This window comes from Microbacterium sp. H83 (assembly GCF_001650405.1).
Taxonomy (GTDB): domain Bacteria; phylum Actinomycetota; class Actinomycetes; order Actinomycetales; family Microbacteriaceae; genus Microbacterium.
The window spans coordinates 1-24,674 of the sequence record NZ_LWCU01000026.1; the positions used below are offsets into that span (position 1 = coordinate 1).

General features: G+C 70.4%; 25 protein-coding genes. 19 read left to right on the top strand and 6 right to left on the bottom strand.

Going from position 1 to position 24,674, the window contains the following annotated elements; genetic code table 11:
* The coding region (locus tag A4X16_RS11745; RefSeq protein ID WP_157560154.1) for a RecQ family ATP-dependent DNA helicase at window positions 1–1,298 on the bottom strand (1,298 nt) is incomplete at its 3' end.
* A gap of 115 nt (window positions 1,299–1,413) precedes the next feature.
* Here A4X16_RS11745 and A4X16_RS11750 point away from each other — a divergent pair.
* From A4X16_RS11750 to A4X16_RS11785, 8 genes are all read left to right on the top strand, one after another.
* A complete protein-coding gene (locus A4X16_RS11750; RefSeq protein WP_067120762.1) occupies window positions 1,414–1,833 on the top strand; it encodes a pilus assembly protein CpaE in 420 nt (139 codons plus the stop codon).
* Window positions 1,834–1,927: 94 nt separating this feature from the next.
* Window positions 1,928–2,905 carry a 1,2-phenylacetyl-CoA epoxidase subunit PaaA gene (gene paaA / locus A4X16_RS11755; protein WP_067120818.1) on the top strand — a complete coding sequence of 326 codons (978 nt, stop codon included), beginning with the start codon at window positions 1,928–1,930 and terminating at the stop codon, window positions 2,903–2,905.
* Window positions 2,905–3,210 carry a 1,2-phenylacetyl-CoA epoxidase subunit PaaB gene (gene paaB / locus A4X16_RS11760; protein ID WP_067120764.1) on the top strand — a complete coding sequence of 102 codons (306 nt, stop codon included), beginning with the start codon at window positions 2,905–2,907 and terminating at the stop codon, window positions 3,208–3,210. The genes paaA and paaB overlap by 1 nt, the downstream gene beginning before the upstream one ends.
* A complete protein-coding gene (gene paaC / locus A4X16_RS11765) occupies window positions 3,207–4,025 on the top strand; it encodes a 1,2-phenylacetyl-CoA epoxidase subunit PaaC (RefSeq protein WP_067120766.1) in 819 nt (272 codons plus the stop codon). Before paaB ends, paaC begins: the two co-directional genes overlap by 4 nt.
* Window positions 4,022–4,513, top strand: coding sequence for a 1,2-phenylacetyl-CoA epoxidase subunit PaaD (gene paaD / locus A4X16_RS11770; RefSeq protein ID WP_157560156.1), 492 nt, complete (start codon window positions 4,022–4,024; stop codon window positions 4,511–4,513). The genes paaC and paaD overlap by 4 nt, the downstream gene beginning before the upstream one ends.
* On the top strand, window positions 4,513–5,694 hold the full coding sequence (paaE, locus tag A4X16_RS11775) for a 1,2-phenylacetyl-CoA epoxidase subunit PaaE (RefSeq protein WP_067120770.1): 1,182 nt from the start codon (window positions 4,513–4,515) through the stop codon (window positions 5,692–5,694). The genes paaD and paaE overlap by 1 nt, the downstream gene beginning before the upstream one ends.
* A 10-nt stretch (window positions 5,695–5,704) precedes the next feature.
* Window positions 5,705–6,475 (top strand): enoyl-CoA hydratase/isomerase family protein, encoded by a 771-nt coding sequence (locus tag A4X16_RS11780; RefSeq protein ID WP_067120772.1) that lies wholly within the window; start codon window positions 5,705–5,707, stop codon window positions 6,473–6,475.
* A gap of 106 nt (window positions 6,476–6,581) precedes the next feature.
* The gene (locus A4X16_RS11785) at window positions 6,582–8,105 is read left to right on the top strand and encodes an ATP-dependent DNA ligase (RefSeq protein WP_067120774.1); all 1,524 of its coding nucleotides are present in this window, start codon (window positions 6,582–6,584) and stop codon (window positions 8,103–8,105) included.
* A 12-nt stretch (window positions 8,106–8,117) separates the two neighbouring features.
* Here A4X16_RS11785 and A4X16_RS11790 read toward each other — a convergent pair whose 3' ends face one another.
* Window positions 8,118–8,627 carry a phosphoribosyltransferase gene (locus A4X16_RS11790; RefSeq protein WP_067120776.1) on the bottom strand — a complete coding sequence of 170 codons (510 nt, stop codon included), beginning with the start codon at window positions 8,625–8,627 and terminating at the stop codon, window positions 8,118–8,120.
* A gap of 202 nt (window positions 8,628–8,829) precedes the next feature.
* Between A4X16_RS11790 and A4X16_RS11795 the strand changes: the two genes are divergently transcribed.
* Window positions 8,830–10,581, top strand: coding sequence for a thiamine pyrophosphate-binding protein (locus A4X16_RS11795; RefSeq protein WP_067120778.1), 1,752 nt, complete (start codon window positions 8,830–8,832; stop codon window positions 10,579–10,581).
* Window positions 10,582–10,620: 39 nt separating this feature from the next.
* The gene (locus A4X16_RS11800; RefSeq protein WP_067120780.1) at window positions 10,621–11,469 is read left to right on the top strand and encodes a PhzF family phenazine biosynthesis protein; all 849 of its coding nucleotides are present in this window, start codon (window positions 10,621–10,623) and stop codon (window positions 11,467–11,469) included.
* On the opposite strand, the gene A4X16_RS11805 is transcribed toward A4X16_RS11800, so the two are convergent.
* Both A4X16_RS11805 and A4X16_RS11810 read right to left on the bottom strand, forming a co-directional pair.
* Window positions 11,470–11,850, bottom strand: coding sequence for a VOC family protein (locus A4X16_RS11805; RefSeq protein ID WP_067120782.1), 381 nt, complete (start codon window positions 11,848–11,850; stop codon window positions 11,470–11,472).
* A gap of 80 nt (window positions 11,851–11,930) precedes the next feature.
* A complete protein-coding gene (locus tag A4X16_RS11810; RefSeq protein ID WP_067120784.1) occupies window positions 11,931–13,796 on the bottom strand; it encodes an FAD-dependent monooxygenase in 1,866 nt (621 codons plus the stop codon).
* Between the two features lie 139 nt (window positions 13,797–13,935).
* On the opposite strand from A4X16_RS11810, the gene A4X16_RS11815 reads away from it, so the two are divergent.
* Window positions 13,936–14,640: an IclR family transcriptional regulator gene (locus A4X16_RS11815; RefSeq protein WP_067120786.1), complete on the top strand. Its 705-nt coding sequence runs from the start codon at window positions 13,936–13,938 to the stop codon at window positions 14,638–14,640.
* 114 nt (window positions 14,641–14,754) lie between these two features.
* On the opposite strand, the gene A4X16_RS11820 is transcribed toward A4X16_RS11815, so the two are convergent.
* Window positions 14,755–16,134: an MFS transporter gene (locus A4X16_RS11820; RefSeq protein WP_067120788.1), complete on the bottom strand. Its 1,380-nt coding sequence runs from the start codon at window positions 16,132–16,134 to the stop codon at window positions 14,755–14,757.
* Between the two features lie 161 nt (window positions 16,135–16,295).
* Between A4X16_RS11820 and A4X16_RS11825 the strand changes: the two genes are divergently transcribed.
* The 7 genes from A4X16_RS11825 to A4X16_RS11855 are packed head-to-tail and all read left to right on the top strand — an operon-like array spanning window position 16,296 to window position 23,518.
* Window positions 16,296–17,768, top strand: coding sequence for a fumarylacetoacetate hydrolase family protein (locus tag A4X16_RS11825; protein ID WP_067120790.1), 1,473 nt, complete (start codon window positions 16,296–16,298; stop codon window positions 17,766–17,768).
* Window positions 17,765–18,451 carry a GntR family transcriptional regulator gene (locus A4X16_RS11830; protein WP_067120820.1) on the top strand — a complete coding sequence of 229 codons (687 nt, stop codon included), beginning with the start codon at window positions 17,765–17,767 and terminating at the stop codon, window positions 18,449–18,451. Before A4X16_RS11825 ends, A4X16_RS11830 begins: the two co-directional genes overlap by 4 nt.
* Window positions 18,448–19,944 carry a 5-carboxymethyl-2-hydroxymuconate semialdehyde dehydrogenase gene (hpaE, locus tag A4X16_RS11835; protein WP_067120792.1) on the top strand — a complete coding sequence of 499 codons (1,497 nt, stop codon included), beginning with the start codon at window positions 18,448–18,450 and terminating at the stop codon, window positions 19,942–19,944. Before A4X16_RS11830 ends, hpaE begins: the two co-directional genes overlap by 4 nt.
* A gap of 14 nt (window positions 19,945–19,958) precedes the next feature.
* The gene (gene hpaD, locus A4X16_RS11840) at window positions 19,959–21,122 is read left to right on the top strand and encodes a 3,4-dihydroxyphenylacetate 2,3-dioxygenase (protein ID WP_067120794.1); all 1,164 of its coding nucleotides are present in this window, start codon (window positions 19,959–19,961) and stop codon (window positions 21,120–21,122) included.
* 43 nt (window positions 21,123–21,165) lie between these two features.
* Window positions 21,166–21,951: a fumarylacetoacetate hydrolase family protein gene (locus A4X16_RS11845; RefSeq protein ID WP_067120795.1), complete on the top strand. Its 786-nt coding sequence runs from the start codon at window positions 21,166–21,168 to the stop codon at window positions 21,949–21,951.
* Window positions 21,936–22,739, top strand: a complete 804-nt coding sequence (locus A4X16_RS11850) for an HpcH/HpaI aldolase family protein (protein WP_067120797.1) — start codon at window positions 21,936–21,938, stop codon at window positions 22,737–22,739. Before A4X16_RS11845 ends, A4X16_RS11850 begins: the two co-directional genes overlap by 16 nt.
* Before the next feature lie 56 nt (window positions 22,740–22,795).
* Entirely contained in the window at window positions 22,796–23,518 is a 723-nt protein-coding gene (locus tag A4X16_RS11855; RefSeq protein ID WP_067120799.1) for a DUF6882 domain-containing protein, read from the top strand.
* Window positions 23,519–23,531: 13 nt separating this feature from the next.
* Here the strand turns inward: A4X16_RS11855 and A4X16_RS11860 are convergent, their stop codons facing one another.
* Window positions 23,532–24,008 carry a DUF4188 domain-containing protein gene (locus tag A4X16_RS11860; RefSeq protein ID WP_067120801.1) on the bottom strand — a complete coding sequence of 159 codons (477 nt, stop codon included), beginning with the start codon at window positions 24,006–24,008 and terminating at the stop codon, window positions 23,532–23,534.
* A 65-nt stretch (window positions 24,009–24,073) separates the two neighbouring features.
* On the opposite strand from A4X16_RS11860, the gene A4X16_RS11865 reads away from it, so the two are divergent.
* Window positions 24,074–24,637: a TetR/AcrR family transcriptional regulator gene (locus A4X16_RS11865; protein ID WP_067120803.1), complete on the top strand. Its 564-nt coding sequence runs from the start codon at window positions 24,074–24,076 to the stop codon at window positions 24,635–24,637.
* Window positions 24,638–24,674 lie beyond the last annotated feature (37 nt).

The following is a 24,674-nucleotide window of genomic DNA, read 5'->3' on the forward strand; positions in this document are numbered from 1 at the left end:
GTCGCGACCCACCCGCCCTGCACCCGCCGCACCGCTCCGTCGACGTCGAGCACCTTGAGGAGCAGCTCGAGCGGCGTACGGCGGATGTCGACCATCGCCTCGAGCGCCGGCGTGGAGATCGGCTGATCGCCGAGCGCGGCGATCACGCGTTCGGCACGCTCCCGGTCGGGCATCGACGCCGTCGCGAAGTAGTGCCAGATGTCGCGGTCCTCGACCCCCGGAAGCAGCAGCACGTCGGCACTCTCGCTCGCGCGGCCGGCGCGGCCCACCTGCTGGTAGTACGCGACCGGCGACGACGGCGCCCCCAGGTGCAGGACGAAGCCGAGGTCCGGCTTGTCGAATCCCATGCCGAGGGCGCTCGTGGCGACGAGCGCCTTGACCTCGTTGCGCTTCAGCATCCCCTCGGACTCCGCGCGCTCGTCGGTGTCGGTCTGTCCCGTGTAGGCGCGCACCTCGTGGCCGTGCTCCCGCAGCAGCCGCGCGGTGTCGACGGCGGCGGCGACCGTGAGGGTGTAGATGATGCCGGATCCCGGGAGATCGTCGATGTGACTGAGCAGCCAGGCCAACCTGCTCGCCGAATCGCGCAGGCGCAGCACACCCAGCCGCAGCGAGGTGCGCGCGAGCGGACCCCTGATCGTGAGCACCGCGGGTCCACCCGCATCGGATGGTCCGCCCGTGCCGAGCTGCTCTGCGACATCCGCGACGACCCGGCTGTTCGCTGTCGCGGTGGTCGCGAGCACAGGGACCTCGGGAGGCATCTGCTCGATCAGGTCACGCAGCCGTCGGTAGTCGGGGCGGAAGTCGTGGCCCCAGTCGCTGATGCAATGCGCCTCGTCGACCACCAGCATGCCGATCCGCCGCACGAGCGCAGGCAGCTGCTGCTCACGGAACGCCGGGTTGTTGAGCCGCTCGGGCGACACGAGCAGCACGTCGACCTCGTCGCGGTCGAGCTGCTCCAGCACGTCGGACCACTCGTGCGCGTTGGTCGAGTTGATGGCGACGGCCCGGACTCCCGCCCTCTCGGCCGCGGCGATCTGATCGCGCATCAGCGCCAGCAGCGGCGAGACGAGCACGGTGGGGCCCGCACCCTGCCGCCGCAGCAGCAGCGTCGCGACGAAGTACACGGCCGACTTGCCCCACCCGGTGCGCTGGACGACGAGGGCGCGGCGGCGGCCCTCGACGAGGGCCTCGATCGCCTCGTACTGGCCGTCGTGGAAGTCGGCGTCAGGGCGGCCGACCAGCTCGCGCAGCGCAGAGAGGGCGGCGGTGCGGGTGTCGACGGAGGCGGGAGAGGTCATGCCTCCACTGTGCCCGATATCACCGACATCAGGGCCCGAGGACGCCCGCATCCGGCATCCGTCGATCCACCGGCGCGACGGCCCTGCGCCCGATCCCGTCGTCTACCGTGGAGGGATGATCACCCGAGAACTGGCCGTGTCCCTCCGTGACGCGGGTCTCGTGTGGCATCCGAGCGAGGGCGATCGCTTCCAGCTCGATCTGCCCGACGAGGTCGAACTCGAAGCCGAAGCCGACGTCTTCACCGTCAGCGAGATGACGATCGAGGCTCGTCAGACACCGAGCGGCACCGACCTCGCCTTCAACGGCACCACCGAATGGGCGCTCGACGCCGTCACCCTCGCGGACGCGGTCTGGCTGCCCCGCGAGGACCAGCTGCGTGAGCTGCTGCGCGGCACGTTCCGCGCCCTCACCCGCCTGCCTGACTCTTTCGCGGTCGAGATCGAGATCGCCGGCGAGGCGCTGCGCTTCGAGCATCCGGATCCCGCCGAGGCCTACGGCCGAGCGCTGCTCGACCTCGTCTCGCGCTCGCGCTGAGCGCTGAGCGCTGCGCCTTGCGCGCCGCGAACCTCCGTGTCAGAATTACCAAACGACCGGTCAGTAAAGCCGGGCGGACACCGAGGAGTCGATGATGACCAGCCCCGCAGACCTCTCCCTCGTCGCCGACGAGCTCTCCGACGAGGAGCGCCTGTTCGACGAGCTCATCGCCAACGAGCAGCGCATCGAGCCGCGCGACTGGATGCCCGACGCCTACCGCAAGACGCTGATCCGCCAGATCTCGCAGCACGCGCACTCCGAGATCATCGGCATGCAGCCGGAGGGCAACTGGATCACACGCGCGCCGAGCCTCAAGCGCAAGGCGATCCTCATGGCGAAGGTCCAGGACGAGGCCGGCCACGGCCTCTACCTCTACTCGGCGGCGCAGACCCTCGGCATCACGCGTGACGAGATGATGGACCAGCTGATCACCGGCCGGGCCAAGTACTCGTCGATCTTCAACTACCCCACCCCCACCTGGGCCGACATGGGCGCGATCGGATGGCTCGTCGACGGCGCGGCGATCTGCAACCAGGTGCCGCTGTGCCGGGCGTCGTACGGCCCGTACGGTCGCGCGATGGTGCGCGTCTGCAAGGAGGAGTCGTTCCACCAGCGTCAGGGCTTCGAGATCCTGCTCTCGCTGATGCAGGGCTCCGACGAGCAGAGGCGGATGGCGCAGGATGCCGTGAACCGCTGGTACTGGCCGAGCCTGGCGATGTTCGGCCCGCCGGACGACCAGTCCCCCAACTCCGCTCAGTCGATGAAGTGGAGGATCAAGCGCTTCACGAACGACGAGCTGCGTCAGCGCTTCGTCGGGATGCTGGTGCCGCAGGCCGAGATCCTCGGCGTGACGCTCCCCGATCCCGACCTTCGCCTCGACGAGGAGACCGGGCAGTACGTGATCGGCGAGATCGACTGGGACGAGTTCTTCGAGGTGCTGCGCGGTAACGGCCCGTGCAATGCCGAGCGGCTCGAGCGCCGACGCACGGCGCATGAGGAGGGCGCCTGGGTGCGTGAGGCCGCGGCCGAGTACGCCCGCAAGCAGGCCCTGAGGACGCAGGCGGTGGCCTGATGGCGACACCGGGTGCCGACGACCGCGAACCGTGGCCTCTCTGGGAGGTCTTCGTGCGCGCGAACCGCGGTCTGAGTCACGTGCACGTCGGCTCACTGCACGCGCCGGATGCCGACATGGCGATCCGCAACGCCCGCGATCTCTACACGCGTCGCGGCGAAGGCGTGTCGATCTGGGCGGTTCCGGCGGATGCGATCACGACGAGCGACCCCGACGCCAAGGGCGCCTATTTCGAGAGCCCTGCCGGCAAGAACTACCGGCATGCCGTGTACTACACCGCGTCCGAGGGGGTGCCGCACCTGTGAACGACGGGCATGGCGACGTCTCGGTCGACGAGCTGCGACTGAGCGAGGAGCTCGCCGGAGCAGGGACCGTCGCATCGTCCGCGGAGATCGCGGAGTACGCGCTCTGGCTGGGGGACGATGCGCTGATCCTGGCGCAGCAGCTCGGGGAGTGGATCTCGCGCGCGCCCGAGCTCGAGGAGGATGTGGCGCTGGGCAACATCGCGCTCGACCTGCTCGGCCATGCGCGCTCGCTCCTCCGCTTCGCCGGCACGTTCGACGGCCGCAGCGAAGACGACCTGGCCTACTTCCGCGACGAGCCGGAGTTCCGGAGCGCGTGGATCGTCGAGCAGCCGAACGGCGATTTCGCGCAGACCATCGCCCGACAGTTCGTCGTGTCGACCTACATGTTCGAGCTGTACTCCGCGCTCCGCGCGAGCACCGACGAGACGCTCGCCGCGATCGCCGAGAAGGCGCTCAAAGAGGTCGACTACCACCGCGACCACTCCGTGCAGTGGGTGCTGCGGCTCGCGGGCGGCACGGACGAGTCGCGGCGCCGCATCATCCGTGCGTTCGCCGATCTGTGGCCCTACACCGACGAGCTGTTCCGCGACGAGCCGCTGCTCGAGCGGCTGGGCGACGCAGCGGTGCGGCCGTCGACCCTGCGACCCGGCTTCGATGCCGTCGTCGACACGGTGTTCGCCGAGGCGGAGCTGTCGGTGCCCGTGGTCGCCGCGTCGTCCGCCGGCGGGCGCCACGGTGCGCACGCGACGCCGCTCGGCCACGTGCTGGCTGAGATGCAGGTGCTGGCGCGACGGCATCCGGGAGCGTCCTGGTGACCGGCTCGGTGCGGGCGGAGGCATGGCGGATCGCTGCCTCCGTCGCCGACCCGGAGGTGCCGGTGCTGACGATCGAGGACCTCGGTGTGCTGCGCGACGTGCAGGTCGACGGCGGCACCGTGCACGTCGACATCACCCCGACCTACAGCGGCTGTCCCGCGATGGACACGATCCGCGACGACGTGATCCTCGCTCTCACCGCGGCCGGCTACGCGCGCGTCGACGTGCGTATGGTCCTCTCCCCCGCATGGACGACGGACTGGATGACGGAGGCCGGCACGCACAAGCTGGCCGAGTACGGCATCGCTCCACCCACCGGCCGTGCCGCGATCTCGCAGGGTCCCATCCGTCTCGCGCTGAGCGTGCGCTGCCCTCGGTGCGGATCGCTGGACACGCGCGAGGTCTCCCGCTTCGGATCCACATCGTGCAAGTCCCTCTTCGAGTGCCGCGCGTGCCTCGAGCCGTTCGATCACTTCAAGGTCCACTGATGTCGCTGTTCACCTCCTCGTCGGCCGTGCGACCGACCCCCACCGCGGTCCGGTCGACCGGTCCCGTCCGCACGCGCGCGCGGTTCCACACGCTGGCCGTCGAGTCGGTGCGTCCGCTCACCGACGACGCCGTCGAGGTGACCTTCACCGTCCCCGCGGATCTGGCCGACGACTACGACCACCTGCCCGGCCAGTACGTGGCTCTGCGGACCACGCTCGAGGGCGCGGAGGTGCGCCGGTCGTACTCGCTGTGCCGAGCGCCCGAGCACCGCACCGCCGAACAGGTCGCAGCCGGGACGCCGACTCGTCTGAGCGTCGCGGTCAAGCGCGACGAGGGCGGCCTGTTCTCCACCTGGGCGCAGACCGGACTGCGCCCCGGCTTCGAGATCGATGTCATGAGCCCGCAGGGCACGTTCACGTCGGGACTCGACGACCTCGATCACCGGCACGTCGTCGGCATCGCGGCAGGCTCCGGCATCACACCGCTCATGGCTCTCGCGCACACCGTGCTGACCCGCTCCGAGACCTCGCGCTTCACGCTCCTGTACACCAACCGCTCGACGCTCGACGTGATGTTCCTCGAAGACCTCGCGGACCTCAAGGACCGCTACCCGACGAGGGTGACTCTGCATCACGTGCTCTCGCGCGAGCAGCGCACGGCACCGGTGCTCTCGGGTCGCATCGACGAGGAGAGGCTGCGGACCATCCTGCGCGTCCTCATCGACCCGGCGGATGTCGATGAATGGTTCCTGTGCGGGCCCCTCTCCCTCGTCGATCTGTGCCGCGAGGTGCTCGCCGACGTCGGAGTGGAGGGACAGCACGTCCGCTTCGAGCTCTTCACGACCGGCGACGAACCCGTCCGAGCTGCTCGCCCCGTCGAGGTGCGGGCCGGCGAGCGCACCGTGCGCATCGAGGTCACGCTCGACGGCGTCTCCTCGACCGTGGAGAGTCCGGTGGACGCGCACGAAACGGTGCTCAATGCCGCGCTGCGGGTGCGACCGGACGCGCCGTTCGCCTGCGCGGGCGGAGTGTGCGGCACCTGCCGGGCCCGTGTGATCGAGGGCAGCGTCACCATGACCGAGAACTACGCGCTGGAACCCGACGAGATCGAGCGCGGCTACGTCCTCACCTGCCAGTCCCATCCGACGAGCGAGCGCACCGTCGTCGACTACGACGTCTGAGGAGCATCCGATGATCGAACTCACCATCGCCGACGATGTCGCGACCGTCGTGCTCGACGCCCCCGCCAGACTGAACTCGCTCGACGAGCAGGCGCTGCACGACCTCGGTCGCGCGTACGAGGATGCCGAAGCCGCGGGCGTCAGAGCGCTGGTGCTGCGCGGTGAGGGACGCGCCTTCTGCGCCGGCCGCGACATCTCGGGCGTCGACCCTCGCGACGACGATGTGATCGGCTACCTCGGCGGACTCGTGACCCCGCTGCTGCGGCGGATGTCGCGCTTCCCCGCCCCCACCTTCGCCGTCGCCCACGGCGCCTGCCTCGGAGTCGGACTCGGACTGCTGATCGCGACGGACGTCGTCTACGTCGCGGAATCGGCGAAGATCGGCTCGCCGTTCGCCGCGTTGGGTGCGACGCTCGACTCCGGCGGCCACGCCCTCTTCCTCGACCGCCTCGGCGCGCACCGGACGCTCGACCTCGTCTACACCGGACGGCTGATGAGCGGTACGGAGGCCGTCGCGTCCGGATTGTTCTCACGCGCGCTCCCCGACGACGAGGTGCTCGCCGCGACCACGGATGCCGCGGCCACGGCGGCTCGCGGTGCGACGGCGGCGTTCCTGGCGAGCAAGCAGCTGGTGGCGCGCATCCGCGACGAACGGCTCGCGCTGTGGGAGTCCGTCGACATCGAGAACGCCGCCCAGGCCGCCCTGTGCGACACCGAGGACTACCGCGAGGGCTTCGCCGCGTTCCAGGAGAAGCGCACGCCGATGTTCCGGGGGCGCTGACGCCCGCGCTCGCGTGCCGCATCGCCCTCGGGGTCTCCCTAGTGCGCCGCCGAACGCGAAGGCAAGGGCATCGTGCGATGTCGGATGCCGGTGCGAGACTGCCCGGATGAAGATCGCTGACGTCGTCGCCACCGCCGAGGAGGTCGCGGCGACCGGATCCCGCCTCGCGAAGATCGATGCGCTCGCGGGACTGCTCCGGCGCGCGGACCCGTCCGAGGTGCCCGCGCTCGTCGGCCTCCTGCTCGCCGAGCCGCGTCAGGGGCGTCTCGGCGTCGGCTGGCGCGGCATCGCGGCCCTCGCGGTCGAGCACGCCGACGATCAGACGCTGGCCCTCTCCGACGTCGATGCGTCGTTCGATGCGCTGACGGGTGCGGCCGGAGCAGGATCCGCGGCACGCCGCACGACGATCCTCTCGAGCCTGGCCTCCCGCGCCACGGCCGCACAGTGGGACTTCCTGTCCCGCGCGATGATGGGCGAGCTCCGCACCGGAGCGCTCTCCGGGGTGCTGCTGGACGCGGTCGCCAAGGCCTCCGATCGGCCGGCGGCCGTCGTGCGGCGCGCGGCCATGCTGTCGGGCGATCTCGGAGCGACGGCGGTCCTGGCCCTCACTGGCTCGGCCGACGATCTCGAGGCCGTCGGCCTGCAGGTCGGCCGACCCGTTCTCCCGATGCTGGCGGCGACGGCGTCGACGCCGTCCGCAGCGCTCGAGGTCACCGGCGAGGCCTCCGTCGAGTACAAGCTCGACGGAGCGCGCATCCAGGTGCACCGTCGCGGCGACGAGGTGGGCGTCTACACCCGCAGCCTCGCCGACATCACGCACCGTGTGCCGGAGATCGTGGAGATCGTCCGCTCGCTGCCTGCCACCGACCTGATCCTCGACGGCGAGACCCTCTCGCTGGATGAGGACGGAGGTCCGCGTCCGTTCCAGGAGACCATGTCCCGCTTCGGTGCGGATGCCTCGCGCGATCTCGCACTCCGCCCCTGGTTCTTCGACATCCTCCACGTCGACGGTCGCGACCTCCTCGACGAACCGCTCTCCCTCCGCCTCGCCGAACTGGAGCGCGTGGTCGGCGAGTGGCGCATGCCCGGCATCGTCACGGCCGACCCCGAGGCCGCCGAGCAGCTGTCCCGCGAGGCGCTGGCCGCCGGGCACGAGGGCGTGCTCGTGAAGGGCATCGACTCGACGTACACGGCCGGCCGTCGCGGCAAGTCCTGGGTCAAGGTCAAGCCCGTGCTGACGTACGACCTCGTGGTGCTCGCTGCCGAGTGGGGCTCCGGCCGCCGCCGGGAGTGGCTCTCGAACCTGCACCTCGGAGCGCTGGACCCCGAGGGCGAGTTCGGCGAGCCGGGGGGCCTCGTTATGGTCGGCAAGACCTTCAAGGGCCTCACGGACGAGCTGCTCCGGTGGCAGACCGCGACGTTCCCGGAGCACGAGGAGCGGCGCACGGCATCGACCGTCTTCCTGAGGCCCGCGCTCGTCGTCGAGATCGCCATCGACGGTGTGCAGCGTTCGCCGCGCTATCCCGGAGGCATCGCCCTGCGCTTCGCGCGGGTGAAGGGATATCGGCCCGACAAGGCCGTCACCGAGGCCGACACGATCCAGACGCTGCGCGCGCTGCTGCGCGGGTGATCACCGGGGCGCTCACGCCGAAGGCGCGAGCCCGAGGTCTTCCTCCCGCACGGTGCCCTGGAACGACCACGGGAAGTCGATCCAGAGGTCGGTGTCCTTCCAGGCGTAGTCGGGCTGGATGATCGTGGACGGCTTCGTGTAGATCGTCACCGAGCGCACGTCGGCGCCCTTGCCGCGAAGGAGGTCGACGGCGAGCGCGAGCGTGCGACCCGAGTCGGCGACGTCGTCGACCAGCAGCACGCGCCGTCCGTCGAGGTACGCCATGTCGAGTTCGGGAGGAAGGATCTCGGGGGCGTCGAGCACCGTGCCGATGCCTGTGTAGAACTCCACGTTGATCGCGCCGCAGTTCTTCGCGCCGAGGCCGTATGCGATCGCCCCGGCCGGCAGCAGACCGCCGCGCGCGATCGCCACCACGACCTCGGGCTCGAAGCCGCTGTCGAGGATACGGCGCGCGAGATCCCTCGTCGCCGATCCGAACCCGTCCCAGGTGAGCGTCTCGCGCTCGATCGCGGCATCCGTCATCGTCCCATTCTCCTGCACGGGACGACCGTTCCGCGCCTCTCGACGTGCTCCGCACCGCCGCCCGGCGGGTCTAGAATCGACCCGTCCGGCATTCTGAGATGCCGGTGCCTGAAAAAGAGGCACGAAGCTCCGAGCGACGACGCGCGGGCGAGACACATACGGAACGCACCCGATCTCCGTCCCTGTCTCGAAAGGCTCTCGCATGCCCTCCGTCTCCGCGCACGTCGCCCTCACCCTCGCCCAGCACATCGATGCCGTCTTCGGCGTCATGGGCAATGGCAACGCCTACTTCCTCGATGCCCTCGAGACCCGCACCGACGCGGTCTTCACGGCGGTGCGTCACGAGCAGGGCGCAGTCGTCGCCGCGGACGCGCACTTCCGCGCCTCCGGTCGCATCGCCGCCGGCACCTCGACCTACGGCGCCGGGTTCACCAACACGCTCACGGCCCTCGCCGAGGCCGTGCAGGCTCACGTGCCCCTCGTGCTGGTGGTGGGCGACGAGCCCACCTCGGGCCCGCGGCCGTGGGATGTCGACCAGATCGCCCTGGCCTCCGCCGTCGGCGCGCGCACCTATACCGTCGGTCGCGCGGATGCCGCGGCGACCACCGTCATCGCGATCGAGCACGCCCTGACCTATCGGGTGCCGGTCGTCCTGGCCATCCCCTACGACGTGGCATCCCTCGAGGCCGGGCCGGTGCCGGAGGCTCCCGAGCCCCGCGTCCCCGCGCCGCTCGCTCCGCGCGGCGCATTCGCCGACGGAATGCTCGACGACATCGCCGACGCGCTCCGCTCGGCGCAGCGTCCGTTCCTGCTCGCCGGTCGAGGAGCCTGGCTCGCCGGCGCGGGGGACGCCCTGGGTCTCCTCGCGGCGCGGACCGGCGCTCTGACGGCCTCGTCCGCGCTCGGTCGCGGCGTCTTCCCCGACACCCGATACGACCTCGGCGTGACCGGCGGATTCGGCGCGGACGGCGCGATGGAGCTCGTCCGCACCGCCGACGTCGCCGTGGTGTTCGGCGCCTCCCTCAACCAGTTCACGATGCGGTTCGGAGATCTGTTCGCTCCGGGAACGCGCGTGTTCCAGATCGACATCGCCCCGGCGGCCACCCATCCGCACGTCGGCGGCTTCGTCCGGGCGGACGCCCGCGTCGCGGCGGAGGCCCTCGTCGAACGTCTGGGCTCTGCTGCGGCAGTCCCCGGGCACAGCTTCGGAGATGACACCGCACACGCCGACGGCGACGTCGATCCGTCCGGCGCGTCGCGCGCGGCATCCGACGCCGTGCACACCGAGCGCACCCGGCCCTGGCGCGAGACCGTCGACGTCGTCGCCGCCCGCGCCTATGACGTCGGCGACGAGCTGGCGCCGGACGGCCGCCTCGACCCTCGCTCGGCCGCCCGCCGGATCGCGGAGCTGCTTCCGGCCGACCGGGTCGTCGTCTCGGACGGCGGACACTTCATCGGCTGGGCGAACATGTACTGGCCGGTCGAGGCTCCCGACCGCATGATGATGGTCGGCACCGCGTTCCAGTCGATCGGACAGGGCTGGCCGAGCGTCGTCGGGGCCGCCCTCGCACGTCGCGAGTCGACCGTCGTCCTCACCTCGGGCGACGGCGGCGGGCTCATGGCGATCGCCGACCTCGAGTCCGCGGTGCGCGCCGCGCAGGGGCGGGGTATCGCAGTGATCTGGAACGACGCCGCCTACGGCGCCGAGGTCAACCTCTATGGCCTGAAGGGGCTCGCGGAAGGACCGATGCGCATCCCGGAGGTCGACTTCGCGGCGTTCGGCGCCGCCGTCGGAGCCGAGGGCGTGGCGGTGAGAACGCTCGCCGACCTCGATCGGCTGCGCGCGTGGGCCGAGGAGGACGTGGCGTCGCGACGGTTCCTGCTCCTGGACCTGCGTATCTCCGGCGACGTGATCGCGCCGTACCAGCAGGAGATCATCCGCGTGAACTCGTGACGGCGCGGCGGAGGGCTCGTGCTCGCTAGGCTCCTCGACATGACAGACGACGACGTGCTCCGCTTCAGCGCCTTCGCAGCCACTCCGGAGGGCGGGAATCCCGCGGGCGTCGTTCTCGACGCGGACGGGCTGACGGATGCCGAGATGCAGCGCATCGCGCGGGACGTGGGGTACTCCGAGACGGCGTTCCTCACGGGAGGCTCGGACGAGGACGGCCTCGTCCGCTATCGCGCGCGCTACTGGTCCCCCGCCGCGGAGGTGCCGTTCTGCGGGCACGCGACGGTCGCCACCGCCGTCGCCCTCGCGGAGCGCGACGGTCCTGCGGAGATCGTGTTCGACACCGATGCGGGCGCGGTGACCCTGCGGTCGCGGGTCGACGACGGCGCGGTCTCCGTGTCTTTCACGAGCATCGAGCCTCACGTGCGCGACCTCGACGGCGCCGTGCTCGACCGTCTGCTCGGCCTGCTCGGCCTGTCGACCGACGACCTCGACGAGCGTTTCCCGCCGAAGGAGTCGTCCGCCGGCAATCGGCATCCGATCATCGTGATCGCCGACCGCGAGGTGTTCGACCAGTTCCGCTTCTCTCCGACATCCGTCGCCGCGCTCATGCGCGAGCAGGGGTGGCTCGGCACGGTGACCGTGCTGCACGCGGCGGGCCCCGCCGACTTCGACGCCCGGAACCTGTTCCCGGTCGGTCGCATCACCGAGGATCCGGCGACCGGGTCGGCGGCCGCGTCGACCGGCGCCTATCTGCGGGAGCTCGGTCACCCGGAATCGACGGTGCGGATCCATCAGGGCGCGCACGTGCGACGCCCGAGCCTCCTCACAGTGACCATCCCCGCATCAGGCGGGATCGAGGTGTCGGGCGGCGCGACGCGGATCCGCTGATCAGGTCTGCGCGCTGTAGTCCGGCAGCTCCTGCAGCGTCCAGGTGTTGCCGTCGGGGTCGTCGAAGGACACGAAGCGTCCCCAGCCCTGTTCATCGACGCCCTGCGCCTCGACGCCGACTCCGCGCAGCATCGCGAGCGCCTCGTCCGCATCGGGCACCACCACCTGGATGGTGTTCTGCTGCCCCGGCTCGAGGTCGACGCCGAGGCCCGTGCCGAAGGCGATCGAGCAGGCCGAGCCGGGCGGGGTCATCTGCACGAAGCGCATCCCGTCGAACGGGACCGAGTCGTGGTCGGGATTGAATCCGATCTTCGTGTAGAACTCCTTCGACCGGTCGACATCCGTCACCGGCACGAAGATGAGCTCGATCTTCCAGGTCATGGCACGCACCTTTCCGGCAGGCGCCGTCGCCTGTCCGGGTCCCACGGTACGCGGGGCCGCCGACATCGCACCAGGGCGCTTCAGGATGCGGGCAGGAGCGCCCCCTCGAAGAACTCCGCGAGCTCGTCGGTGCCGTCGAGCGGGAGGACCGCCGCGACGTACTGGTCGGGGCGCACCACGACGACGACGCCGTCGCGGGACAGCTCACGCGCCTCGAAGATGTCGGTCGACGTCCACTTCGACGGCCCGGCGGCATACACCTTCTCCCAGTCGGTGAGACCGAGCGGTCCGGTCTTCGGCTGGAACAGCGCGGGCGACGAGGTGACCTCGACGTCCTCGTACGACCGCTGGTGGATCGCCTTCACGTCGAAGACCGCATCCTGGTCGGCGTCCGACGGGGTGAAGCGCGCGAAGAGGGGAGTCGCCGCCTCCGCCCACGCGGCGAGCGCCGAACCGTCCCGGTCGGCGAACGCGTAGACGCGCCAGCGGCCGTCGGCCTTCGCGTGATGCCCGAGGTGGACGGCGTTGCCGTCGCCGACGCGCACGACCTCGGCCGACTTGAACCTCTTGCCGATCGGGTAGCCCGCCGCGAGCGACTGGTGCGCGTCCGTCCCGGTGATCATCGACGGCGTGTACTGCGTCATGAACCCCGACGGGAACTCGGCCGTCGCGAGGTAGTACGTGGCGAGGTCGTTGGGGTCGGTGATCTCCGAGGGCTTGCGCGTCATGAGCGACGACCACTCCCGGTCGAAGTCGATGAGCTGCTGCGCGACCGGACGACGCTCGGCGCCGTAGGTGGCGAGAAGAGTCTCGGGCGCGCGCCCCGTCAGCACGGAGCCGAGCTTCCACCCGAGATTGAAGCCGTCCTGCATCGAGACGTTCATCCCCTGCCCCGCCTTGGCGCTGTGCGTGTGGCACGCGTCTCCGGTGAGGAACACGTGCGGTGTGCGACCGGAGCCGTCGATCACGTCGTCGAACCCGTCCGTGACGCGGTGCCCCACCTCGTACACGCTGTGCCAGGCGACCTCCTTGACGTCGAGCGTGTACGGGCTGAGGATCGCGTTGGCCTTGCGGATGATCTCCTCGATCGGCGTCCGGCGCACGCGGTGGTCGTCGTCGGCCGCGACCTCGCCCAGATCGATGTACATGCGGCTGAGGTAGCCGCCCTCCCGCGGGATGTGCAGGATGTTGCCCGCCTCGGAGTTGATCGCGCACTTGGTCCGCCAGTCCGGGAAGTCCGTGTTGACGAGCACGTCCATGACGCCCCACGCATGCGCCGCGCTGGCGCCCACGTGGGTGCGTCCGATGGCCTGGCGCACGCCGCTGCGCGCGCCGTCGCAGCCGGCGACGTACTTCGCGCGGACGGTCCGCTCCTCGCCGGAGCGGTCCCCCGCGACATATCGCACGCCGACCTCGACGGGGTGGTCGCCCTCGTCGTGCACAGTCAGCCCGGTGAACTCGATGCCGTAGTCGGGCGCGATCCGCGCCGGACCGTGGGCGGCCGCCTCGGCGAAGTAGTCGAGCACGCGCGCCTGGTTGACGATGAGGTGCGGGAACTCGCAGATGTCGTAGGCGTAGTCCGCGGTGCGCGACGTCCGGACGATCTCGGAGGGATTCTCGGGGTTCGGGCCCCAGAAGTTCATCCAGCCGATGTTGTATGCCTCGGCGACGATGCGCTCCGCGAAGCCGAAGGCCTGGAACGTCTCGACGCTGCGGGGCTGGATGCCGTCGGCCTGGCCGAGCACGAGCCGTCCCTCGCGCTTCTCGATGATGCGGGTCGTCACGTCGGGGTACTGCGACATCTGCGCCGCGAGAAGCATCCCGGCGGGGCCGGACCCGACGATGAGGACGTCGATCTCGTCGGGAAGGTCGTCGGGGCGACCGTCGATCGCCGCGGGGAGCACGCGCGGGTCTCCGGAGACATAGCCGTGGTGGTGGAACTGCATCGTCGTCGATTCCTTCCGGACATCTCTGTCTGATTGCGAAGCGGATCGGCGTGTTCTATATTCGAACACACTGTTCTGCTAATGAACAAAGCCTACGATTCATCCCTGACCGAGCGCAAGGACACGAGCGAGGATCACCATGCCCGACACCCCGTCGCCCGCCTCGCAGACGCTGAGCCGGGGCATCCGCATCCTCGAGGTGCTCGCCGACGCGCGGACGCCCCTGAGCATCGACGAGATCGCGGCGCAGCTGAGTGTGCACCGCTCGATCGCGTACCGCCTGCTGCGCACGCTCGAGGACCACCGGCTCGTCGGCCGCGATGCGTCGGGAGCCGTCACCCTCGGCCCGCGCATGGCGGCTCTCGCCGCCGGCGTCGCCCACGATCTGCAGGCCGAGGCGCTTCCCGAGCTGACCGCGATCGCGAACGAGCTCGGCATGACGTGCTTCCTCGCCGTCCTCGACGGCGACGACTGCATCACGCTCGCGAGCGTCGAGCCCCGGCACGCCATCGCGAGCGTCGCACAGCGTCCGGGAGCGCGGCACTCGGTCACCGTCGGCGCTCCGGGAAAGGCCATCCTGACGCAGCTGCCGGTCTCGCAGTGGCCGGACGGCGCGGGCGAGGCCCTGCGTGCCGAGGTCGATCGGGCCCGCGAGCGCGGATTCGCGACGAGCCACGACGAGGTCATCCCGACGGTGCAGTCGGTGTCGGTCCCCCTGATCCTGCGCGGACAGCGGCCGGCGGCGATCGCCGTCGTGCACGTCGCGACCGACCTCGACGACGGCGACATCGCGGCGCGGCTGCAGCGCTCGGCATCCGCCATACGCGAATCGCTCGGCAGCTGACGCCGTGCACGATTCAGCAGAGACGCAGCACGACGAAGGCGTCGCCCCCGGAGAACCGGGGGCGACGCGACGCGTGCACCGCATCGATGCTGAGTCGTGCACGACCCGGGCGGGTCAGGCCCTCGCGAGACCGTAGATCGGGCTCACGGACTGCTCGTCCTCGTGGCCCGGCCCCAGCGGGATGCCGGAGCGGTCGCGCAGCAGCAGCGTCGCGACGAGTCCGAGCACCGTCATGCCGGCGAGATACCAGGTGACGGCCTGCGTCGAGCCGGTCGCCTGCACGATGGCCGTGGCGATCGTCGGCGCGAACGCCCCACCGGCGATCGCGCCGATCGCGTACGAGATCGAGACGCCCGAGAAGCGGATGCTGGCCGGGAAGAGCTCCGTGTACAGCGCCGCCTGCGGACCGTAGGTGAAGCCCAGTCCGATCGTGAGGAACGCGAGCCCCGCGAACAGCAGTCCGATCTCCCCCGTGTTGACGAGCGGGAACAGCGTGAAGACGCCGACGAGCTGCATGACCCAGCCGATGATGTAGGTCGTCCGTCGGCCGATGCGGTCGGACAGCCACCCGGCGATGAGCGTCGTGAGCAGCCAGGTGACCGCGGACCCCGCGACCGCCCACAGCACCGGCCCGCGCTCGAGGCCGATCGGCCCCTCGGGGTTGGTCGCGTAGCCCTGGATGTAGCCGCCGGTGGTCATGTACCCGACCGCGTTGTTGCCGGCGAAGACGAAGGCCGCGATGATCACGAGCAGCAGGTGCTTGCGGAAGAGCTGCACGATCGGCATCTTCGCCTTCTCCTTGCGCTCGGCGAGCTCGGTGAACACCGGGCTCTCCTCCACGCGACGGCGCACGTAGTAGCCGACGAGGATCAGGACGACGCTGAGCAGGAACGGGATGCGCCAGCCCCACTCGAGGAACTGGTCGCCGGGCGCGATGGCCGTCATGAGGGCCATGACGCCCGAGGCGAGCAGAAGGCCGAGAGGCACGCCGATCTGCGGCGAGGCGCCGAAGATGCCGCGCCTCTTCTTCGGGGCGTGCTCGACGGCCATCAGCACCGCCCCGCCCCACTCGCCGCCCGCGGAGATGCCCTGGATGATGCGGAGCAGCACGAGCAGGACAGGCGCGGCGATGCCGATCGCCTCGTAGGTCGGCAGGATGCCGATGAGAGCGGTCGCGGCTCCCATGAGGATCAGAGTCCACATGAGCACGGTCTTGCGGCCGAGCTTGTCGCCGTAGTGCCCGGCGAGGAATGCGCCGAGCGGCCGGAACAGGAAGCTCACGCCGACCGTGGCGAACGCGATCAGGGCGCTGTTGGCGCCCAGCGGCTCGAAGAACAGCTGTCCGAAGACGAGGCCGACAGCCGTGGCGTAGATGAAGAAGTCGTACCACTCCACGGTGGTGCCGACGACGGTGGCGAAGACGACGCGGCGCCGATCGGCCGCTGTCGCGATTGTTCCGGTGGGCGTGAACCCGTCCGTTGACTGCCCGCTCATGGGGTGTCTCCTTCTTGTTGTGACCGCATTGTCACGGCTCGCTCACGAGGTGGTTCGGGGTGCTTGCCGAGGGGTGACACAATGATATATGATTTCGGATACGACGCACAAGGCGTCCGACCCGGCGCTCCGACGCCGACGACTGCGCGAGGAGGCGCCCCGTGACGGCATCCATCACCCGCCCCGGCAAGATCATCGCGATCCACCTGAGCTACGCGTCCCGAGCCGATCAGCGGGGCCGGCGTCCTGCCGCCCCCTCCTACTTCTTCAAGCCGGCCAGCTCGATCGGCGTCTCGGGCGGCACGGTGGAGCGCCCCGCCGGCACCGAGCTCCTCGCGTTCGAAGGCGAGATCGCCGTCATCATCGGCACCGCCGCCCGCCGGGTACCGCTCGACCGCGCCTGGGAGCACGTGGCATGGGTCACGGCCTCGAACGACCTCGGCCTCTACGACCTGCGCGCGAACGACAAGGGCTCGAACGTCCGATCCAAGGGCGGCGACGGCTACACGCCCCTCGGCCCTGAACTGATCGACGCCCGCACGGTCGATCCCGCCGCACTCCGGGTGCGCGCGTGGGTCAACGGCGAGCTCCGCCAGGACGACACCACCGAGGGCCTGATCTTCCCGCTCGCGCAGCTCGTCGCCGATCTGTCGCAGCACTTCACGCTGGAGCCCGGCGACGTGATCCTCACCGGAACACCCGCCGGGTCCTCGGTGATCGTGCCCGGCGATGTGGTCGAGATCGAGGTGGATGCTCCGGATGCCGTCGGCTCCCCCAGCTCGGGCCGTCTCGTCACGACCGTCACCCAGGGCGAGATCCCGTTCGACGGCGAGATCGGCTCGCTCCCCGCCGTCGACGATCTGCAGCGCTCCGAGGCGTGGGGATCGCGCGAGGCGGCGGGCCTCCCCTCCGCAGAGGTCTCGACCCCCGCACTCTCCCCCGAACTCCGCGCCAAGCTGCTCGAGGCGCCGACCGCCGGCCTCTCTGCACAGCTGCGCAAGCGCGGCCACCACTCGTGCTTCGTCGACGGCGTCGCGGCCAACATCCCGGGGTCCAAGATCGTCGGCACGGCAAAGACCCTGCGGTTCGTGCCGTTCCGCGAGGATCTGTTCGCCTCGCACGGCGGCGGGTACAACGCGCAGAAGCGGGCGTTCGACGCCGTCGACGAGGGCGAGGTCATCGTCATCGAGGCCCGCGGCGACGCGACCTCCGGAACGCTCGGCGACATCCTCGCCCTGCGCGCCCGCGCTCGGGGCGCGGCCGGAGTGGTCACCGACGGCGGCGTGCGCGACTTCGACGCGGTGGCCGAGATCGGACTCCCCGTCTTCTCGCAGGGCGCCCACCCCTCCGTGCTCGGGCGCCGGCACGTGCCGTGGGACGTCGACGTGACGATCTCCTGCGGCGGAGCGACCGTCCAGCCCGGCGACATCGTCGTGGGCGACGGAGACGGTGTCATCGTCATCCCGCCGTCGCTCGTCGAGGAGGTCGTGGACGCCGCTCTCGCGCAGGAGGTCGAGGACGCCTGGATCGCCGAGCAGGTCGCAGCCGGTCACCCGGTCGACGGACTGTTCCCCCTGAACGCGGAGTGGCGGGCGAAGTACGACGCCGCGACCGCATCGGCGGACCGGCGATGAGCACGACGACGAGCGCCAGCAAGTCCGAGCAGGCGTACGTCTGGATCCGCTCGCGGATCTCCGGTCACGCCTTCGGCCCCGGCTACCGGCTCGTGCTCGGCTCGATCGCCGACGAGCTCGGCATGAGCGTCGTCCCGGTCAGGGAGGCGATCCGCCGCCTCGAGGCCGAGGGCCTGGTCACGTTCGAGCGCAACGTCGGCGCCCGGGTCACGCTCGTCGACGAGAGCGAGTACGCGCACACGATGCAGACGCTCGGTCTCGTCGAGGGAGCCGCGACCGCCCTGTCGGCGCCGCTGCTCGACGCGAAGACGCTCGACGCCGCGGCAGAGGTCAACGAGCGCATGACGCAGATGCTGGGTCATCTCGACGCCCATGCGTTCACCGAGCTCAACCGGCAGTTCCACTCCCTGCTGTTCGAGCCCTGCCCGAATCCGCATCTGCTCGATCTCGTCCACCGCGGCTGGGCCCGCCTGTCCGGCATCCGGGATTCGACCTTCGCCTACGTCCCGGGGCGCGCCCAGCACTCCGTGGAGGAGCATTCCCAGATCCTCGAGCTGATCCGCGCCGACGCCGATCCGCTCGAGATCGAGCTGGCCGCCCGCAATCACCGTTGGCGCACGAGGGATGCCTTCCTCGACGCCCTGCACACCCGTTCTCACCACGACTCAGGAGACGCGTCATGACCGATTCCCGCATTCCCGCAGACCTGCCCGACCACATCCGGCACTACATCGACGGAGCCTTCGTCGACTCGGTCGACGGCGACACGTTCGATGTCCTCGACCCGGTGACGAATCAGACCTACACGACGGCCGCCGCCGGTAAGAAGGCCGACATCGAGCTGGCCGTCGCCGCCGCGAAGCGCGCCTTCGACGAGGGCCCCTGGCCGCGGATGCTCCCCCGCGAGCGCTCGCGCGTGTTGCACCGCATCGCCGACATCGTCGAGTCGCGCGACGCCCGCCTCGCCGAGCTCGAGTCCTACGACTCCGGCCTTCCGATCACCCAGGCGCTCGGGCAGGCGCGTCGCGCCGCCGAGAACTTCCGCTTCTTCGCCGACCTGATCGTCGCGCAGGCGGACGACGCGTTCAAGGTGCCCGGCAAGCAGATGAACTACGTCAACCGCAAGCCGATCGGCGTCGCCGGTCTCATCACGCCGTGGAACACGCCGTTCATGCTCGAGTCGTGGAAGCTCGGCCCCGCGCTCGCCACCGGCAACACGGTCGTGCTCAAGCCCGCCGAGTTCACGCCGCTCTCCGCCTCCCTGTGGGCAGGCATCTTCGAAGAGGCAGGACTCCCGAAGGGCGTGTTCAACCTCGTCAACGGACTCGGCGAGGACGCCGGCGACGCGCTCGTGAAGCACCCCGACGTCCCGCTCATCTCGTTCACGGGCGAGAGCCGCACGGGCCAGATCATCTTCGGCAACGCGGCCCCGTTCCTCAAGGGCCTGTCGATGGAGCTCGGCGGCAAGTCGCCCGCCGTCGTGTTCGCCGACGCCGACATCGAGGCCGCCGTCGACGCGACCATCTTCGGCGTCTTCTCCCTCAACGGCGAGCGCTGCACCGCAGGCTCCCGCATCATCGTCGAGCGGTCGATCTACGACGAGTTCGTCGAGCGCTACGCGGCGCAGGCGAAGCGCGTGAAGGTGGGCTACCCGCACGACCCCGCGACCGAGGTCGGCGCGCTCGTGCACCCCGAGCACTACGACAAGGTCATGTCGTACGTCGAGATCGGCAAGACCGAGGGCCGTCTCGTGGCCGGCGGAGGCCGCCCCGAAGGCTTCGAGGAGGGCAATTTCGTCGCACCGACCGTGTTCGCCGACGTCTCGCCCGACGCGCGGATCTTCCAGGAGGAGATCTTCGGGCCGGTCGTCGCGATCACGCCCTTCGACTCCGACGAGGAGGCGCTCTCGCTCGCGAACAACACGAAGTACGGCCTCGCGGCGTACATCTGGACGAACGACCTGAAGCGCGCGCACAACTTCGCCCAGTCGGTCGAGGCCGGCATGGTCTGGCTGAACTCGAACAACGTGCGGGACCTCCGCACCCCGTTCGGCGGCGTCAAGGCCTCGGGCCTCGGTCACGAGGGCGGGTACCGCTCGATCGACTTCTACACCGACCAGCAGAGCGTGCACATCACGCTCGGCGGCGCGCACAACCCGACCTTCGGCAAGAACTGAGCAAGGACCCCGACATGACCGACAAGACTGCGAAGACGCTGACCTCCTCGGGCTACTACGTGAGCCAGGAGGCTCCGATTCAGACCGACGACCCCATCACGACGCCCGATGCCACTCCCCCTGACGTGCTGCGCTGCGCCTACATGGAGCTGGTCGTCACCGACCTCGCCGCCTCGCGCGTGTTCTACGTCGACGTCCTCGGTCTCTACGTGACCGAGGAGGACGACGAGGCGATCTACCTGCGCTCGACGGAGGAGTTCATCCACCACAACCTCGTGCTGCGCAAGGGCCCGGTCGCCGCGGTCGCCGCCTTCTCCTACCGGGTGCGCTCGGCCGACGACCTCGATCGCGCCGTCGAGTTCTACACCGAGCTCGGCTGCGACGTGCGGCGAGCACCGGACGGATTCGTCAAGGGCGTCGGGGACTCGGTACGCGTGGTCGACCCGCTCGGCTTCCCGATCGAGTTCTTCCACCAGTCCGACCACGTCGAGCGGATGTCGTGGCGATACGACCTGCACATCCCCGGCGAGCTCGTGCGCCTCGATCACTTCAACCAGGTCACCCCCGACGTGCCGCGCGCGGTCAAGTTCATGCAGGATCTCGGGTTCCGCGTCACGGAGGACATCCAGGACGAGGAGGGCACGGTCTACGCCGCGTGGATGCGCCGCAAGCCGACGGTGCACGACACCGCCATGACCGGCGGCGACGGCCCCCGCATGCACCACGTGTGCTTCGCGACGCACGAGAAGCACAACATCCTCGCGATCTGCGACAAGCTCGGAGCCCTGCGCCGATCCGACGCGATCGAGCGGGGTCCGGGACGCCACGGCGTGAGCAACGCGTTCTACCTGTACCTCCGCGACCCCGACGGCCACCGCGTCGAGGTCTACACGCAGGACTACTACACCGGCGACCCCGACAACCCGGTCATCACGTGGGACGTGCACGACAACCAGCGCCGCGACTGGTGGGGCAATCCCGTCGTGCCGAGCTGGTACACCGACGCCTCGCTCGTGCTCGACCTCGACGGGAACCCCCAGCCGGTGGTCGCCCGCACCGACAGCTCCGAGATGGCGGTCACGATCGGCGCCGACGGGTTCTCGTACACCCGCGCCGACGACGAGAAGGACATGCCGGAGTACAAGCAGGGCGAGTACAAGCTGGGCCACCAGCTCTGAGCAGCGGGGCGGCGCCCCGCGGAGCACACAGGAGGAGGAACGGATGCTGTCAGCAGACACCGTCGCGCAGATCGCGGCGGAGCTCGCCGAGGCCGATCGCACGCACGGGGTGATCCCGCGGATCACCGCACGACACCCCGAGGCGACCGTCGAGGACTCGTACGCGATCCAGGGCGTCTGGCGTGATGCGCAGGTCGCCGCCGGGCGGCGACTGGTCGGACGCAAGATCGGCCTGACCTCGAAGGCGATGCAGCAGGCGACGGGCATCACCGAACCCGACTACGGCGTGATGTTCGACGACACGGTCTACGAGTCCGGTGCGGACATCCCGACCTCCCACTTCTCGAACGTGCGCATCGAGGTCGAACTGGCGTTCGTGCTCGCGCGGCCGCTGGAGGGCCCGGACTGCACCCTCGAGGACGCGCTCTCGGCGATCGACTACGCCGTCCCCGCGCTCGAGGTCCTCAACTCGCACATCGAGCTCGAGGGGCGCACCATCGTCGACACGATCAGCGACAACGCGGCCTACGGCGCCATGGTGCTCGGCGCCGTGCGCAAGCGCCCCGACGAGATCGATCTCCGGTGGGTGCCGGGGGTGCTCTCGCGCAACGGCGAGATCGAGGAGACGGGAGTCGCGGCCGGAGTGCTCGGGCATCCCGCCACGGGGGTCGCCTGGCTCGCCAACAAGTTCCATCAGCACGGCGCGCGGCTCGAAGCCGGGGAGATCATCCTGGCAGGATCGTTCACACGCCCGATGTGGGTGTCGCGCGGCGACGAGGTGCTGTGCGACTACGGACCGATGGGAACGATCGCATGCCGCTTCATCTGAGCCCCTCCTTCCGCGAAAGGCTCGCCGGATCGCATCGCCCGCTCGTGGGCATGTGGGCCTGCTCCGGCAGCGCCCTCGTCACCGAGGTCGCCGCCGGCTCCGGGCTGGACTGGCTGCTCATCGACATGGAGCACTCGGCGAACACCCTCGAGTCCACTCTGCTGCAGCTGCAGGTCGTCGCCGCGTATCCGATCGCCCCCGTCGTGCGGGTGCCGTCCAACGACCCCGTCGCGATCAAGCAGGTGCTCGATCTCGGCGCGCAGAACATCATCGTGCCGATGGTGTCGTCCGCCGACGAGGCGCGCGCCGCCGTCGCCGCGACGCGCTACCCGCCCGAGGGGGTGCGCGGCGTCGGCAGTGCGCTGGCTCGCAGCGCGCGCTGGAATCGCGTGGACGACTACCTCCGGGACTCCGCCCGGCACACGTCGCTCACCGTGCAGATCGAGACCTCCGCGGGCGTCGAGGCCGCCGCGGAGATCGCCGGCGTCGACGGTGTGGATGCCGTCTTCGTGGGTCCGTCGGACCTCTCCGCATCGATGGGGCTGCTGGGGCAGCAGACGCACCCCGACGTCGTGCGAGCGGTCGAGACCGTGTTCGCGGCGGTGACGGCCGCCGGGAGGCCCGTCGGGGTGAACGCCTTCGATCCGTCCGCCGCTGACGCGTACATCGCGGCGGGGGCGGACTTCGTCGCCGTCGGTGCCGACGTCGCGCTGCTCGCTCGCGCCTCCGAGGCCCTCGCGACACGATTCATCCCCGCCGCCGACGACAGCACGCGGGCGAGCTACTGACGCCGGCCCCGGCGCGGAGTTGGCGGATTCATAGCATCCCGGGCCAGACTGGCGGCATGACCTTCGCCGCGCTCCAGCCCCTCGCCGATCGTGCCGCACTGTTCACCGCGCTTCGTCAGGATGCGCTCGCGACGGCCCTCGAGGCTCTCGGCGAGAACCGCTGGGATGCCGACATGGCCGCCGGAACCCTCACCTTCACGTCGAACGCCGACCCGACGCGTCAGCTGGTCGCCCGCGTGCAGCTCGTCGCGACGCTCGCACCCGGCCCGCGCTCGCTGCTGTGGGCATGGGCGCACCCTCAGGGCGACCCCGCGGGCGTGGCCGCTCAGCTTCGCGACTACGGCGCCGCGCACGGCATCGTCGCCCTCAGCGAGCCCGAGCTCCCCTTCCCCGACGACGCGACGGGCGACGACGAATGGATGACCGCGGCGGCGCACACCGTCGGCGGCGTCGCGGTCGAGCTCACCGGCCGCTCGCCCGCGTACATCGCTCCCGTCGGCGGCGGCACCCGCGCGGTGTTCCTGCTCGACGCGCCGATCCCCCCGCTCACGGTCGCCGCGGCCGCGATCGCGCTCCCGCGCATCCTCTCGGGCCTCGCCCTGCCCGACGCTCGGACCGCCGTCTGGGACGCCGCCCGCCTCGCGGGCTGGACCCTCAGCTGGACGGACGAGTCGTTCTCGGGAGCCACCGTCTCGGATTCCTCGGGCACCGCGACCTTCCGCTTCGACGATCAGGCGCGCATCGCCCACATCGAGAGCGCGCTGCACCCCCAGGGCTGAGCGGTCGCCGGAGTCAGCGGCCCAGCCGCTGCCGCGCCGTCTTCGATCCGGGACCGATCGGCGTGTGCGTCGTCGCCGCGGCGAGTCCGAAGGCGGGCATGTCGACGTAGACGGCTTCGAGGTCGGCGACCGGCACCTGATACGTCTCGTGCCAGACCCCGACGTTCCCGCTCCCTTGCAGCGTGCGCATGAAGTCGCGCCAGGGCTGCAGGTGGGGAGCCTCGCGGTCGGCAGCGAAGCGCTGCAGATGCTCGGGACTCTCCCAATAGGAGAGCAGAAGCGTGGTGCGCCCGAACCAGCTGTGCGCACCCAGCATCCCGGCCTCAGGGTGCGTGGCGAGATGGATCAGCATGGGCGGCATCCTGCTGGCCGTCCACCAGACCTTCCCGAGCTGCCACCAGCGATTCGCACGCATTCCGATGAGGAAGACCGTGACGTCCTCCCGATCCGGGGCGGCGGTGAAACGACCGGGAAAGACCTGCTGTGCCATGCCGACTCCTCGAGACGAGGTTGTGTAACGCTGTTACGAAACGACGTTACGGTACGATCGATCCCATGGCAAGACCCACTCGGTACGACGACGCCCTGCGCCGGCGTCTCCTCGACGCGACCGCGGAGATGGTCGACGCGAAGGGCCCGGAGCGCATCAGCCTGCGAGACGTCGCGGACGACGCCGGGACGTCGACGTCCGCGGTCTACGCCCTCTTCGGGGGCAAGGCGGAGCTGCTCGTGGCGGTGATCGAGCACGGCTTCGCGTCGTTCGGCGCGTCGCAGGCGGAGGTCGAGCCCGGCGACCTCCGCGCGCTCGGACTCGCGTACCGGGAGTGGGCGATCCACAACGCCGCGCTGTACCGGCTCATGTTCGGGGGCGCGATCATCGCGGTGGAGGACTGCGTGCCCGAGGCTGCGACGACGAGCGAGGCGATGGCCCCGCTCGTGCGCGCCCTCGCCGCCCGCGTGCCTACCGAGGAGGTCATGTCGGCCGCACTCACCGTCTGGGCCCAGGTGCACGGGGCCGTGAGCCTCGAGCTGGCCGGCGTCGCTCCGGAGGTCGTCGACTGGGACGCGGTCTACGCCGGAGTCGTCGACGCCGTGGAGCGGGCCTTCCCCTCCCCCTGACGATCGATGTGCTCGCACCCGGAACTGTGGAATTCTG

Bases quoted from the DNA above. Each gene is read 5' to 3' on its own strand.
- A4X16_RS11750 (WP_067120762.1), top strand. From the start codon at position 1,414: ATGATCACCCGAGAACTGGCCGTGTCCCTCCGTGACGCGGGTCTCGTG.
- paaA (WP_067120818.1), top strand. From the start codon at position 1,928: ATGACCAGCCCCGCAGACCTCTCCCTCGTCGCCGACGAGCTCTCCGAC.
- paaB (WP_067120764.1), top strand. From the start codon at position 2,905: ATGGCGACACCGGGTGCCGACGACCGCGAACCGTGGCCTCTCTGGGAG.
- paaE (WP_067120770.1), top strand. From the start codon at position 4,513: ATGTCGCTGTTCACCTCCTCGTCGGCCGTGCGACCGACCCCCACCGCG.
- A4X16_RS11780 (WP_067120772.1), top strand. From the start codon at position 5,705: ATGATCGAACTCACCATCGCCGACGATGTCGCGACCGTCGTGCTCGAC.
- A4X16_RS11785 (WP_067120774.1), top strand. From the start codon at position 6,582: ATGAAGATCGCTGACGTCGTCGCCACCGCCGAGGAGGTCGCGGCGACC.
- A4X16_RS11790 (WP_067120776.1), bottom strand. From the start codon at position 8,627: ATGACGGATGCCGCGATCGAGCGCGAGACGCTCACCTGGGACGGGTTC.
- A4X16_RS11795 (WP_067120778.1), top strand. From the start codon at position 8,830: ATGCCCTCCGTCTCCGCGCACGTCGCCCTCACCCTCGCCCAGCACATC.
- A4X16_RS11800 (WP_067120780.1), top strand. From the start codon at position 10,621: ATGACAGACGACGACGTGCTCCGCTTCAGCGCCTTCGCAGCCACTCCG.
- A4X16_RS11805 (WP_067120782.1), bottom strand. From the start codon at position 11,850: ATGACCTGGAAGATCGAGCTCATCTTCGTGCCGGTGACGGATGTCGAC.
- A4X16_RS11810 (WP_067120784.1), bottom strand. From the start codon at position 13,796: ATGCAGTTCCACCACCACGGCTATGTCTCCGGAGACCCGCGCGTGCTC.
- A4X16_RS11815 (WP_067120786.1), top strand. From the start codon at position 13,936: ATGCCCGACACCCCGTCGCCCGCCTCGCAGACGCTGAGCCGGGGCATC.
- A4X16_RS11820 (WP_067120788.1), bottom strand. From the start codon at position 16,134: ATGAGCGGGCAGTCAACGGACGGGTTCACGCCCACCGGAACAATCGCG.
- A4X16_RS11830 (WP_067120820.1), top strand. From the start codon at position 17,765: ATGAGCACGACGACGAGCGCCAGCAAGTCCGAGCAGGCGTACGTCTGG.
- hpaE (WP_067120792.1), top strand. From the start codon at position 18,448: ATGACCGATTCCCGCATTCCCGCAGACCTGCCCGACCACATCCGGCAC.
- hpaD (WP_067120794.1), top strand. From the start codon at position 19,959: ATGACCGACAAGACTGCGAAGACGCTGACCTCCTCGGGCTACTACGTG.
- A4X16_RS11845 (WP_067120795.1), top strand. From the start codon at position 21,166: ATGCTGTCAGCAGACACCGTCGCGCAGATCGCGGCGGAGCTCGCCGAG.
- A4X16_RS11850 (WP_067120797.1), top strand. From the start codon at position 21,936: ATGCCGCTTCATCTGAGCCCCTCCTTCCGCGAAAGGCTCGCCGGATCG.
- A4X16_RS11855 (WP_067120799.1), top strand. From the start codon at position 22,796: ATGACCTTCGCCGCGCTCCAGCCCCTCGCCGATCGTGCCGCACTGTTC.
- A4X16_RS11860 (WP_067120801.1), bottom strand. From the start codon at position 24,008: ATGGCACAGCAGGTCTTTCCCGGTCGTTTCACCGCCGCCCCGGATCGG.
- A4X16_RS11865 (WP_067120803.1), top strand. From the start codon at position 24,074: ATGGCAAGACCCACTCGGTACGACGACGCCCTGCGCCGGCGTCTCCTC.